We start from the raw sequence: 12947 nt of genomic DNA on the forward strand, positions 1-12947 counted from the left end.
GTACATAGTGCACTAGGTTATGTATCACCTTTTGATTTTGAAGCAATGTACTATGATAAGATTAACCCGTTAGGTCAGGTGGCCTAACTTAAATAAAAAACTCTCCGACAAACCCGGTACGGTTCAAACTGAATAAACACACTGTCACTGTGCCCCTAAAACTGATATTGAATCAGGTCTTTAAAGAGCATCATTACTCCTTTCACTCTTTTCGTCACACGGCAGCGAATCATTTATCGCTTTTACTGAACTGTGAATATGCACCACTTGTGCAAGAGCTGACTGACTATAGTGAAAACGAATATGAAAAAATTCGAGCTGAACTTCTTCAAAATCAACATGGACAAAACCATTGGTTTGTTATTGCACATCTTTTAGGGCATATAGAACCCGTTGAAACTTTCAAAAGTTATATTCACTTTAGTTATCTCATTGCTGGTCAAAAACTACTGAAACATCATCCAGATATGCCAAATGAACTGGCTAAAAAAATCATGGGCTACAATGCAACGTTTAAAAATTTGAAAATAACAACGGATGAAAAAGACTTTAATTTTGAAAAAAATCAGGCAGTTCTAGCAACTATATTATTGAACGATCAAACAAACTGGCTCCAAAGTAATGCTACTGACATTCTTAACGAACTGTCAGTACAAACAAATCAACCCCATGACTTTTTTGCTTTTTTCGCCGGCACAGAGGATTCTAAAATTTCACTTCAACGCTTTTATGAAACACTCAACTTATTAGAGACTACTCACGATCCTAAAAGTGCAGCTCAACGTATATGCTTACCAGAAGAGCTCGTAAATTATTGGTATGAAAATGCCCTAAATTTAGCAGACATTAAATCAAAAAAAGGGAATCCTCGTTTATTTAGTATTGATAGCTCAACCCTTTTAAAGCCAGCGATGCTTGATACCGCTGAAGAGCTTCACGCTGTGACTTATTTTTTTGAACATCTACAGAAAATAACTCGCAAAAATCCAATACAAATTGAATTCATTTTGAATGTATTTTTGAGTCGAGTGACCGCATCACACACAGGTATCCATTATCGCTGGAAGGATATCAATCATCTCGAACATTTTTATTCCCAGGTTAAGGCTTTATTTCCTGCCAAATTTTGGCACTTATTTGGACAAGATTTGCAAACAAAGTTAGATGCTAAACAACAGCCTCAACTTTTCAAATTAGCAAAAGCATCAACAGATAAACATCCATCAACTCAAGAGGAATTTCCTCGTCTACAACTCTACTCAGTAAAAGATGGTCATGCTCTTGCTGCATTTAAATTTTGCTTACATCTAGCCTGTATCGGTAGACCACGATCTCTTGAACTTAAAGCTGAAAGTCTAAAAATAACTACATGCTGTTAAATAATTTAACCGTTGCTTCCTTATCTAAAGCCAAATTTAATATATCTTTAGTAAAAATTGGATGTCTGATCAACGATAATTAAATAGTATAAACTCTATGAATTAGCAGCGTCTGAAACAGGGATCGGTCATGCGTACAACATCAGAAAAAACTGCAAAACAGAAAATGATATTAGCTAAGGCAGTTTTAGCTGCTGCTGAACGACTTGGTCTTGCACACGATCAACTAGCCTTAATACTGAATATAGATTCAGTGAAAAATTTAACCTCTCTTGAATTAGATCCCACTTCAAAACAGGGAGAAATCGCCCTCACTTTAATCCGTATTACCACATCACTAGATGCTCTGACAGGTGGGGATACAGCCTGGATGCAGCATTTTATAAAATCACCCAATAAATTGTTGAGTGGTATTCCAATAGAACAGATTCAGAACCCTCAGGGATTGGCCTCTGTTTTACAATTGGTGGAAGGTCTTCGGGCTAAACTTTAAGATAAGCAAAGTATTACAGAAAAATTTGAAAGTGATAGTCCTCTCCAATAATTCAAATGCGAGGTATAAGAATCCCCTCTTCTTCTCAAGATGTATATGTCTGGCCTAATTCCGTCAATTAATTGCGAACTGCTGCTATATATTGGATTTTATTAACCTGATGCGAGGCAAATCCTCCTTATAAACTCAATAGCTATTCAAGAACCATTATAAAAAGTTTGCTATATAGCGAACATTCACCATAATTAGTTAAAAGTTTGCTATATGGCTAACAAATTTCGGGAGAAAAAAATGGCTACACGAGGTGAAATAGGTAAAGAAATACGTTTGGCAAGAAAAGGGTTAGGCTATACACAGAAAAGCCTTGCAGAAAAAACTCAAGTCAATAAAACAACAATTTCAGAGATGGAAAATGGCCATTTTACAGGTTCATTTGATATATTTGAACGTGTGCTTGATGGTGTTGGTTTACAATTCGAAGTGAATAAAAAAAAGCATAAATTGCCGCAGTGGGATGAAATTGAAGCAATATTTTCGGAAGATGATGAATGAAATTATTTACAGGCTCTATCATTTGGTATTTACGTCCAACAATGCAAAATCAACAACAACTTGAACACCCATTTCTCATACAAGTAGGGCTATTTTACAGATCGAAATGATAAATTCATAAATTGCTTTTCAAAAAAAAAGAAACTAATATGTTTCTTATATGACCTAAAAGCAATAAATGTATCTACAATGAATAAGTCTTTACTTCAGCAAATCAAAAAAAGACGAACCCAATTGGGCTTAAAGCAAGTTGATATGCAATCCCGTACAGGCATTTCAAGACAGCAATACCAAAAGTTGGAAAGTCAGGGTAACCCTCGATTAGAGACCTTAGAAATTATCGCGGCAGGATTAAATGCTCAACTGATGCTCATCCCTGATGATAAGGTTCATTTGATTAGACAATTATTGAATGATGAAATTAAAGTCACTATTGAAGATCAGGATGACTTAATGACTAACCCATGGAAGGGTCTTCTCGGAGGAGAGGAACCATGAATACTGTTGCCGTCCTGAAATTAACATTACATCACGCTGTCGTTGGATACTTGGCAGGATTTCAGAGCGGAAAAAATATTCTGGTTTTTACAGATTCTTTCCGCTTTGATCAGCAACGTCCGACCTTGAGCCTGCTAACTTCCCCCTTGTATCCTCAAGCGGATAAAATTTTAGAAAAGACCTATGTTACACATCAGCGCTTACACCCCTTGCTATCAAACTTGCTACCAGAAGGGGCATTACGTGAACTGATTGCACAAAGCCTCAAAGTACATATAGACAATGAATTTCAGTTATTGGCAGATTTAGGTCATGATTTACCTGGAGCACTCATTGCGACTCCATTAGATCCAGAAGAAATTCCAGATGAAATAAAATTCAAACTGCAGATCTCGAATCCAGATCAAATTTTAAAGCAAGAGATTCGAACAGATAATAAGTTTTCCTTGGCCGGCGTCCAAATGAAGTTTTCCATGAAAGCCAAAGATGGGCGTTTTACACTAGCACAGGCAACGGAAACGACTCTACTCGGGGACTGGATTATCAAAACTCCTTCTTCCAGACATGCTTTTGTTCCGCTAAATGAATATTCTATGATGACCCTTGCCAAAACGGTCGGAATAGATGTCCCTGAGATTCGCTTGGTGGATATGGCCCTTTTACAAGACCTTCCACCATTAAATTTACCCCAAGAGCAATATGCTTTCGCAATCAAAAGATTTGATAGACAGAGTACTGCTGATACTACAGACCTTATTCACATCGAAGATTTTGCTCAGATCTTCGGCGCATATCCACATCAGAAATACAGCACCACAAATTATGAGCAGATAGGAAAGATCATTTATCAATTTTCAGATAACAAAATTTTTGATATTCAGCAATTTGCTAGCCGTTTACTCATAAATATTTTACTCGCCAATGGAGATGCACACTTAAAGAACTGGAGTATGATTTATCACGATAAAAGAATCCCAAGATTATCTCCCGCATACGATATATTAATGACCAGTGTATATATTGAAAATGAGCGTCATTTCGCATTAAATCTTGCCAAAAATAAAGATTGGTATCTAGCTGAGATGAAGCATTTTAAGCAATGGGCAGAAAAAGTCGGCGTTCCATGGCGTGTTATTGAAAAACAACTTCACGCGATCATGGACAAAGCACGGTCAGTATGGCCAGTGCTATTACTAGACTTACCTATGATTCCTGCTCATAAAGAAAAATTAAGACAACATTGGAAAAAATTGCATCCGCACTTTCAGATACTTACAAATGATTAGGGTAATCTGAAACCAAACTAAAATTTCTCAAACAAGTTCATCACGTCATTTTCCGTCAGTTTCGCTTCGCCCTCATGATCTGTACTTAGAATAGAGTGTGCCAGTTCTGCTTTATTTTGCTGTAAGGCAAGAATTTTTTCTTCTATGCTTTTATTGGTAATCAGCTTATACACAAATACCGGCTTGTCCTGTCCAATCCGCCATGCACGATCTGAAGCTTGATCTTCAGCAGCAGGGTTCCACCATGGATCATAGTGAATGACTGTATCTGCGGCGGTTAAATTCAGACCGACCCCTCCTGCTTTCAGACTGATTAAAAATACCGGCACTTGTCCAGACTGGAATGTAGTAATAGCTTCATCCCGTTTCTTGGTCTTTCCAGTCAGTTTCACATAGCCAATTTCTGCGTGATGGAGCTGCTGCTCAATCAGTTCCAACATTGAGGTAAACTGAGAGAAGATAAGAATTTTTCGCCCCTCTTCCACCATTGGAACGACCATATCCATCAACTGTTCAAGTTTGGCAGAGTGTGCCTGCCCGGTTTTCACTGAATCCAGCTTTAGTAAGCTAGGATGGCAGCACACCTGACGTAGCTTCAGTAAGGCATCTAAAATTTGAATTTGACTACGTTTAAAGCCTTTTTCTGCCACAATTTTCTGAATGCTGGCTTGCATCGTGGCACGAACAGCCTCGTATAGCTTGGATTGCTGTTCATTCATATCAATATTGACTTCAATCGTGGTTTTTTCTGGCAATTCTTTGGCAACGTCAGTTTTCAAGCGACGTAAAATAAAGGGTTTAATGCGGTTTACCAACTTTTGCCTTAACTGCTGATCACCGCGTTTTTCAATCGGATAGCGGTATTTTTTATTAAAGATTTCTTGTGAATATAAAAATCCTGGCATCAGAAAATAAAATAGTGCCCACAGCTCACCCAAATGATTTTCCATAGGTGTACCGGTTAGACATAGGCGATGTCGTGCTTTTAATTGCCGTACCACCTGTGCAGCTTTGGCACGCGGATTTTTGATATTCTGCGCTTCATCCAAAATGAGTTGATGATATTCATATTGCTTCAGTTGCTCTTCATCTCTCGCCAAGAGCGGATAGGTGGTTAACACAATGTCATATTGTGAAATCTGCTCAAAATACTGATGGCGGTCGGGGCCCTGTAGCAGCAGTACCTTGAGCTCAGGTGTAAATTTTTCCGCTTCTTTGAACCAGTTATGCATCAGCGATGTGGGTGCAACAATTAAGGCGGGGCTGTCCTGCAAATGACCAGCCTGCTTTTCCATGAGTAAATGCGCTAAAGTTTGTGCTGTTTTGCCCAAGCCCATATCATCTGCCAGAACCCCGCCATGCTGGGTTTCCCTTAAAAACTGTAACCAGCCTAAGCCCTGCTGCTGATATGGGCGCAATTCCCCCTGAAAACCTTGTGGTGTCGGCAGTTGTTGCTGATAGCCTTGTTTGAATTTCTGTACAAATTGCTGCAGCTGGTCACTGACCTGCCATGTCATCCCAAGATTATGCTGTAATTCTAATAGTTGACTCGCATCATAGCGATCGATACTGCGCTCTTCTTGCTGTAAAATGCTCTGCAGATGCAACAATACCGGCTTAATGTCCCTGGCGGATAGAGCCAAATCAGGTTGATCCACTGCAGTTTTCAGGGTGAAAATTTGGCTGTCATTCAGATAACTAAAAGTCCGTGGATCAAGTAAATCAGGATTTTTTTGCACCAAAGCTACGATTGCATCGAGCAAATCATAACAATTGCCTGCACTGTCCTGAACCGTCGCCCCGATATCGAACCAGTCCTGCTGGCTTTCAGATTCAGTGATGGAAATATTTAAATTTTCAACATATTGCAGCTTAAATGGGCTGTGTTCCAGATGCTCTATCTGCCATCCCATCAATTCAATTTGATTGATGGGCATCAGCTGCTTGATCCAGTCTCCATAGAAAGCAAAAACCATAGAATCGAGACGTTGTTTATCCAGTTTTAATTGCTGGTAATAGCTAAGATCTTTCACCCACTCCAGTGATTCGACCAACAATTGTAAACGCTGGATTGCCTGTTGTTCCTGAACAAAATCCCGAAGCTGTCGCACCATTTTGCCATGCTGCTCACCAATAAAACTGTCACCTGATGTACCTGCTTTTATTCGCCCACCTGCATAGGAGAATTCAATTTCAGCACAAACAGACTCCTCTAATTTCCAATCAAATTTATCTAAAACACCAAAGCGTAAAATTGGCTGGGGGCTACCCTCAAGGACCTCAACATGCTGAATAGACTCGGGCTGAGGCAGATTTTTCACGTCTGAATATTGATGAGTCAGTTGCTCAAACTCTGGCAAGAGCGTAGCTGGAAGATCAGGCATCTGTAAAAAATGGTAGAGCAGATTTGCCGTATATTCACCATATAACTGGCCCACCGTGTTCTGTTGAATATCCACATAACATGGTGGCTGGCTCGCGAGAATCTGGATATGTGGATTTGATTTTAAATCGAGTCGAATATCGCCATTGACCAATTCAATGTTTAAATGCTCCGTCTGTTTGTTGACACCTTGTTCCCAGATCAATTCGATGTGATAGCCTTGTTCTGACCATTGAAGTGCAGCATAGCTCTTTTTTTGCCAGTACACATCGCCACTTTGAATAAAAGATTTAAAGTGCTCCAATGAAATTCCGGAGATATCAAGATTGCTTTGATAAAAACGCTCGTCGCTGTTTATTTTGGCGTAATAATAAATCTGGTTAAATAATTGTCGTTTTTGTTCCGGTAAAGTCAGATGCTTTCTGGTGATATTTTCATAGTGCGTATAATCACTTTCACCGGCAATCGAGCCATTTTTATTGCGTCTGGCCTTCTGCACCACAAGGGTCAATTTCTTTGAGCTGACAGACTGATTTAACAGGTAAATTAAACATGTGTTTGTTTTGGCAGGCTGCTCAGGTTCAGTCTGTTGTAAATACCGTTTAAAATCATTCAACCAGCGTTGCGCCTGATCATACCCCTGTTTGCGTTTTGCGATTCCCTGTGGGGATTGAGAGTCAGCATAACGCTGCTGAAATTCCTGGCGATATTCCTGAAAGAATAACCGCGCTAAAGCCGCAGCATGTTTACAGTTATATCCAACCGGACAAGTGCAGTCGTCATCAATTAAACGGTCTTTTTGGGGATTATAGGTAATCGCAGTATCATAATAATCTGTCCCTTCAATTTGGGCATACATCGTGACACCGTCTTTTTCCTCAAAGAACTCAATCGTTTCCCTATCAATGTGTTTAGCATAGCTAAGGCTGCGCTGAATAGTTGCAGTACTAAAGCGAGATAGAAAATTGATCAATGAGGACATAATTACCAGACACTAAAAATGTTTATACAATTATAACGGACAAAGCTGTCATTTCAGAACAGTAGCCGAACTGCTCAACCTGAGCACAGATTCGACTCACTCAATAGGAATATTGTGAATAAAGACAATCAAATTCGAGAAGTTAAACAGTTCATTGAGATCGAAAATATCCTGATAGAAAGTGATCATTTCTTCACAACAGTTAATTTTAAACCAAATGGGGTCAAAAGTTTTAGCATTGTTTCTATGTGTGATTCATAGAGATCATTTCAATTTAGCGATCTCTAGATCCGTCTTGTAATTGGCATGTTGAATCCGTTCATTTGAGGGGTTGTATTGCTTCTGGACTTCATCTGAGAAAGGAGTTTCTTCACATAATTCAAAGTACCTCTCCATCGGTGTTTTACCTTTCAACGCTGAATGTGGTCTCATCCAGTTATAGTAATGCTGCCATTCGGCTAGCTTGTCTTGGATATCCTCAGAATCGATATCTACAGTAGCGTAGAACTCAGATTTATCAGTTTTTTGCGAATGCTCTACCTTGCCATTCAGATGAGGTGAACCTGGTTTATTTGGCCTAAATTTGATTCCATGCTGCATCATTTTTTTCTGTACTTTTTCAGCAAAGAATTCCCACCCACGATCGGTCTGTATTCGCTGTATGGGAAAAGGCATTTCTTCAATTACGCAGTCTAAAAAGTCGAGAGTATTCGCTGCTGTTCGGCGTTTATATATCCTTAAAACGCGATATCGTGTGCAGTCATCGATAGATGTGTACTGATATAGTCCTGGACCCAGTTTACAGGTATCCATTTGAATTCTATCGCCTGATAATGGGCGTTCATAACGAATGAAATCTGCTTTACGACGGAATTTTTTAATCGGTTTGACTTGATGGGTGGATAGTACTTTATGGATAGTCGCTAAGGACAACGAGACTCCGTGCAGCCTCATCAATTCTGTTTGCAAACGTCGAGCACCAAAATTTCTAGCTGAGCGCATTTCTAATATTAAGGCTTCTAGCTCAGCATTGATTTTAGTATTTGGCGATTTTAAGGGACGTCTACTCTGGCTACTTAATCCATCAATACCTTGCTCAGAATATCGTTTCCACCACTTGCGTAACGTTGGTCTAGAAATGCCACATCTCCGACAAACCCGGTACGGTTCAGAAATAAATCCATGCTCAAAAAACTTAATGTTTACTACAATGAATGGGGTGAATATTGGCTTTAGGGTACACTGGTCTCCTCAACAGCAATCACAGGTCGACCATTAATTGCCTTTGAATACAGTGCTGAAGCGATCCGTAAAGGTTTAGAGCTTTCCTCTTACCTACTTCCATTAAAAGGTGACCCATTAAGAAAAAACTTTCCTACACAGCAAATGGGATTACCAAGTCATATATATGATGCATCACCCGATGGCTGGGTGTGCTCCAGAATTTTGGTGGCTATTCAGTCCATCATTACTTACATTCCAACTCTCTAGTTTTCCAACTAGCCCAGGTTATAATAATGGCCACCCAAAATACGATTGATCTATTATGAACACCTCCAATGACCCTTTACACGGCAAAAAACTTGCTGACATTTTGGATGAATTATTGGATTACTACGGTGGCTTTGAAGGTTTAAGTCGTAAAATTGAAATTAGATGTTTTTGCATAGACCCAAGTGTTAAATCATCATTGCGATTCTTGCGTACCACACCATGGGCACGTGAAAAAGTAGAAAGCTTATATTTGTACGTCTTACGCCAAAAGGCAAAACAGAAACCGTAGCCCCAGGCAACACCCCTCTCATTATAAAATTATACCAGTCAGTAAAACACCTTTAGATTAAGCATGTGTATGTTGGTTATTATTGTTGATTATCACAATAAATTAGTGACCAAAAATCAAAGTACCCCACCCTACCTTAAATTACACCACACAAAATAAAAACTCTATACAACTGTTATATATAGAGTTTATTAAAATACCAATTATGTTATTTAGTGTATTTTATGTCGGTGACTCTTGCCAAGGTTGGGGTCATTACCATTTTAGGGGTAGGTCTGGCAGCACTTCCTGCGGGTATTCTGGCCAATGGCCTGGCCAATGAGCTGAGACAACGCAAACACAAGCTGGAATTAAGATTTCGTGAACTGCTTGATGACGCAGAAATTGACTTGATTGAAGATCAAGAAAAAATTGAAACTTTACGTAAAGAAGTCGGGCTGAGCACAGAGCAAATGCAGGATATCCTGTTAGAGCTTATTCATGAGCGCAAGAAAGAACAACTCGAGCAGGAAAAAAACAAGTATTTCTTCTGCCCGCATTGTGGGCATAAGTTACCTGATTAAAAGGTAGCCAGATCATCGCGAGCATCAGACCATAGGATATGATACTTGTTGCAGGCAGATGCTATTCACTCAATTTTTTCGTTTGAAGCAGGATCAAGTCATTTCAATCTAAAAACGCAGCGATTTCATCGGCCACTGCCCTGGATGTCCGGGAAACTCCGACCAGCGTCGCCGAAGCAGCACCGGTCCATTCCCCATAACCGACCAGCCATAAATTCGGCAGCTGAACCGAGCGGCCATCCTTCACTGCGATGGTCTGGTCCTGCTGGATAATCCCGAGGCTGCTAAGATGATTCAGCGCCGCCTTAAATCCGGTACACCAGATCACTGCATCCACTTGCGCGGTGCTGCCATCTTCCCACATCACGCCATGTTCGGTAAAAGCCGAAAATGGACGCTTGCTCTGTAAAACGCCTCGCTCACGTGCCTCTTTGACTGAATCAATCATGACAATATCGCCCAGACCACCAATGGGCTGCTCGATCTTTCTACCTTGCTGCTGGGCTTTCAAACGCTCGGTCGCCCTTAAGAACAGGACACGGCCATCGACATCATCTGCCAGAAATTGCGGCGGTGTCTGGGTGATCCAAAGCGTTTCAGCTACCTGGGAAACCTCGGCCAGGATTTGCGCACCGGAGTTGCCACTACCCACGATCATGACTTTCTTGTTTTTAAATAACTCAGCATTTTTATAATCTGCTGAATGAAGTTGTATACCCTGAAAATGCTCACGACCTGCATACTCGGGAATAAATGGTTGGCTCCATGTCCCTGTAGCGCTTACCACCGCTTTGGCTTTCCAGGATTGTTCCCCGGCATAGACCTCTAAATATGTCCCTTTGTTTTCCACGCGCTCCACATGCACCGGACGAACTACAGGAAAGTGATAGCGCTGCTCATAGGCGGTCAAATAATCGATCACCTCATTGCGGGTCGGATAGGTCTGTTCGGTCGCCGGCATCATCCAGCCCGACAGCGAACTCCAGCTATTGGGGGAGAAAAGACGCAAGGACTCCCAGGCATGCTGCCAGGCACCTCCAGGCTGAGGCTGATCATCCAGGATGATAAACGGAATATTCTTGCGCTTTAAGAAATAAGCCGTGGACAAACCGGCCTGTCCAGCACCGATGATGATCACATCTGTTTCGATCTGTTTTATGTCCAAAGCCTTTTCCCCTTGCATTTTTCTGTCGTTCTTGATGCAGCATCCCGCTTTTTCAGCGGGTTTCTGCTGATTTCTCTGATTGACCGGACAGCCTGATCAAGCAAATTCAGTCTTACAAACTGCGCTGATTTACCCGTTTGGAAAGCTCTTCAGCCGATTCCTTGCGTTCTGAATAACGATCTGTCAGGTATTTGCTTTGACCACGAGTCAGCAAGGTAAATTTATACAGTTCTTCCATCACATCCACAATCCGGTCATAGAATGCTGATGGCTTCATTCGTCCATCTTCTTCAAATTCCAGGAATGCTTTTGGAATTGAAGACTGATTTGGAATCGTGATCATCCGCATCCAACGCCCCAAAACACGCATCTGGTTCAGACTGTTAAAGGACTGTGATCCCCCACTGACTTGCATCAAGGCAAGGGTTTTTCCTTGAGTGGCACGAATTGCGCCCCCTGCCAGTGGAATCCAGTCAATCTGGGATTTAAAGATGGAACTCATAGAACCATGTCGTTCCGGTGAACACCACACCATGCCTTCTGACCATGCTAAAAGTTCATGCAACTCTTTTACTTTTGGATGCTCAGTATCCGCATCTTCAGGTAAAGGAAGCCCTTTAGGATGAAAGATTTTTACTTCTGCCCCAAAATATTCAAGGATTCGACCAGCTTCAAGAACTGCAAGGCGACTGTAAGAACGTTCCCGATTAGACCCATAGAGCAGTAAAATCCGAGGAGGATGAGCTAGTTCTTTGGCTTGGACTTTTTCAAAGGTGGGTTGTTCAATAAGATTTGGATCTACGTTAGGCAGGTTCATCATATCAAGCCTCTTTAAAATATTTCTTTCTTAGCCACAGTGAAACACTCACTAAAGCAATTAACACAGGTACTTCAACCAATGGCCCAATAATCGTGGTAAAAGCAACCGGCGAAGCAATACCAAAAGTTGCAATGGCGACTGCAAGTGATAATTCAAAATTATTTCCAGCCGCAGTAAATGAGATTGCAGCAGTTTTTGGATAATCATTGCCCATCCATTTACTCATAAAGAAGCTAATAAAGAACATGGCCACAAAGTAAATGATTAAAGGAATCGCGATGCGTAAAACTTCCAGTGGAAGACTCACAACATCACCCCCTTTTAAGCTAAACATGGCCAAAATCGTAAACAGCAAAGCCATTAAACTCAGCGGGCTGATTTTTGGAATGAACCTGGTTTGATACCATTCCACGCCTTTTTGTTTCACCAAAATTAAGCGCGTTAAGAAACCCAATAAGAACGGAATTCCAAGATAAATCAGAACAGCATGGGTAATGGTCCAGAAGCTAACATTGATCACTTGAGCTTCAATACCAAAATATGGCGGAAGGAAGGTCAGGAATAACCAGGCGTAGGTACTGAAGAATAAAATCTGGAAAATACTGTTAAACGCCACCAATGCTGCAACATATTGGTTATCACCACAGGCCAGACCATTCCACACCAGTACCATGGCGATACATCGAGCTAAACCAATCAGGATCACGCCTGTCATATACTCTGGATAGCTATGCAAAAAAATCACAGCCAACGCAAACATCAGTACCGGAGCAATCAACCAGTTTTGAATTAAAGATAGCGTCAGGGTTTTTTTATCCTTAAACACTTGTGGCAAGGTCGCATAATCCACTTTTGCCAGGGGTGGATACATCATCAGAATCAGACCAATCGCGATTGGAATATTGACTGAATTAATACTGAATTGATCCAGAGCAACCGATGCTTGAGGAAAAAAGTTTCCTATTGCGATGCCTAACGCCATGGCAATAAAAATCCACAGCGTCAGGTTGCGATCTAAAAAGGACATGCGTTTTTCAGACATG

General features: G+C 40.9%; 10 protein-coding genes and 3 pseudogenes. 8 read left to right on the forward strand and 5 right to left on the reverse strand.

What is annotated here, in order from left to right; translation table 11 throughout:
• Positions 1 to 125: 125 nt before the first annotated feature.
• The 5 genes and pseudogenes from FTU90_RS13095 to FTU90_RS13115 form a co-directional block, all read left to right on the forward strand.
• Positions 126 to 1379, forward strand: a pseudogene (locus tag FTU90_RS13095) (site-specific integrase); the annotation flags it as partial.
• A 130-nt stretch (positions 1380 to 1509) separates the two neighbouring features.
• Entirely contained in the window at positions 1510 to 1872 is a 363-nt protein-coding gene (locus FTU90_RS13100) for an MbcA/ParS/Xre antitoxin family protein (RefSeq protein WP_159138971.1), read from the forward strand.
• A gap of 291 nt (positions 1873 to 2163) precedes the next feature.
• Positions 2164 to 2424, forward strand: a complete 261-nt coding sequence (locus FTU90_RS13105) for a helix-turn-helix domain-containing protein (protein WP_159138970.1) — start codon at positions 2164 to 2166, stop codon at positions 2422 to 2424.
• Positions 2425 to 2613: 189 nt separating this feature from the next.
• On the forward strand, positions 2614 to 2922 hold the full coding sequence (locus FTU90_RS13110; protein WP_004282130.1) for a helix-turn-helix transcriptional regulator: 309 nt from the start codon (positions 2614 to 2616) through the stop codon (positions 2920 to 2922).
• Positions 2919 to 4208, forward strand: a complete 1290-nt coding sequence (locus tag FTU90_RS13115) for a type II toxin-antitoxin system HipA family toxin (protein ID WP_180072814.1) — start codon at positions 2919 to 2921, stop codon at positions 4206 to 4208. Before FTU90_RS13110 ends, FTU90_RS13115 begins: the two co-directional genes overlap by 4 nt.
• Positions 4209 to 4225: 17 nt before the next feature.
• Here the strand turns inward: FTU90_RS13115 and FTU90_RS13120 are convergent, their stop codons facing one another.
• A complete protein-coding gene (locus FTU90_RS13120; RefSeq protein ID WP_180072816.1) occupies positions 4226 to 7573 on the reverse strand; it encodes a DEAD/DEAH box helicase in 3348 nt (1115 codons plus the stop codon).
• Between the two features lie 264 nt (positions 7574 to 7837).
• The gene (locus FTU90_RS13125; RefSeq protein ID WP_373687599.1) at positions 7838 to 8785 is read right to left on the reverse strand and encodes an IS481 family transposase; all 948 of its coding nucleotides are present in this window, start codon (positions 8783 to 8785) and stop codon (positions 7838 to 7840) included.
• Positions 8786 to 8815: 30 nt separating this feature from the next.
• On the opposite strand from FTU90_RS13125, the pseudogene FTU90_RS13130 reads away from it, so the two are divergent.
• The 3 genes and pseudogenes from FTU90_RS13130 to FTU90_RS13140 form a co-directional block, all read left to right on the forward strand.
• A pseudogene (locus FTU90_RS13130) lies at positions 8816 to 9004 on the forward strand (type II toxin-antitoxin system HipA family toxin); the annotation flags it as partial.
• 115 nt (positions 9005 to 9119) lie between these two features.
• Positions 9120 to 9356 (forward strand): VF530 family DNA-binding protein, encoded by a 237-nt coding sequence (locus FTU90_RS13135; protein WP_002058193.1) that lies wholly within the window; start codon positions 9120 to 9122, stop codon positions 9354 to 9356.
• A 251-nt stretch (positions 9357 to 9607) separates the two neighbouring features.
• A pseudogene (locus FTU90_RS13140) lies at positions 9608 to 9919 on the forward strand (ion transporter); the annotation flags it as partial.
• Between the two features lie 103 nt (positions 9920 to 10022).
• Here FTU90_RS13140 and FTU90_RS13145 read toward each other — a convergent pair.
• From FTU90_RS13145 to arsB, 3 genes are all read right to left on the reverse strand, one after another.
• Positions 10023 to 11102: an ArsO family NAD(P)H-dependent flavin-containing monooxygenase gene (locus tag FTU90_RS13145; protein ID WP_005093691.1), complete on the reverse strand. Its 1080-nt coding sequence runs from the start codon at positions 11100 to 11102 to the stop codon at positions 10023 to 10025.
• 94 nt (positions 11103 to 11196) lie between these two features.
• Complete coding sequence (gene arsH / locus FTU90_RS13150; RefSeq protein WP_035337425.1) at positions 11197 to 11901, reverse strand: arsenical resistance protein ArsH; 705 nt, start codon at positions 11899 to 11901, stop codon at positions 11197 to 11199.
• A 4-nt stretch (positions 11902 to 11905) separates the two neighbouring features.
• Complete coding sequence (gene arsB, locus FTU90_RS13155) at positions 11906 to 12946, reverse strand: ACR3 family arsenite efflux transporter (RefSeq protein WP_005093695.1); 1041 nt, start codon at positions 12944 to 12946, stop codon at positions 11906 to 11908.
• Position 12947 lies beyond the last annotated feature (1 nt).

Source organism: Acinetobacter sp. YH12200, assembly GCF_013418175.1.
GTDB lineage: Bacteria > Pseudomonadota > Gammaproteobacteria > Pseudomonadales > Moraxellaceae > Acinetobacter > Acinetobacter pseudolwoffii.

What these genes read in the sequence shown, in the direction of transcription:
- arsH (WP_035337425.1), bottom strand. Translation starts at nt 11,901, where the DNA reads ATGAACCTGCCTAACGTAGATCCAAATCTTATTGAACAACCCACCTTT.
- FTU90_RS13105 (WP_159138970.1), top strand. Translation starts at nt 2,164, where the DNA reads ATGGCTACACGAGGTGAAATAGGTAAAGAAATACGTTTGGCAAGAAAA.
- FTU90_RS13135 (WP_002058193.1), top strand. Translation starts at nt 9,120, where the DNA reads ATGAACACCTCCAATGACCCTTTACACGGCAAAAAACTTGCTGACATT.
- FTU90_RS13115 (WP_180072814.1), top strand. Translation starts at nt 2,919, where the DNA reads ATGAATACTGTTGCCGTCCTGAAATTAACATTACATCACGCTGTCGTT.
- FTU90_RS13110 (WP_004282130.1), top strand. Translation starts at nt 2,614, where the DNA reads ATGAATAAGTCTTTACTTCAGCAAATCAAAAAAAGACGAACCCAATTG.
- FTU90_RS13120 (WP_180072816.1), bottom strand. Translation starts at nt 7,573, where the DNA reads ATGTCCTCATTGATCAATTTTCTATCTCGCTTTAGTACTGCAACTATT.
- FTU90_RS13100 (WP_159138971.1), top strand. Translation starts at nt 1,510, where the DNA reads ATGCGTACAACATCAGAAAAAACTGCAAAACAGAAAATGATATTAGCT.
- arsB (WP_005093695.1), bottom strand. Translation starts at nt 12,946, where the DNA reads ATGTCTGAAAAACGCATGTCCTTTTTAGATCGCAACCTGACGCTGTGG.
- FTU90_RS13145 (WP_005093691.1), bottom strand. Translation starts at nt 11,102, where the DNA reads ATGCAAGGGGAAAAGGCTTTGGACATAAAACAGATCGAAACAGATGTG.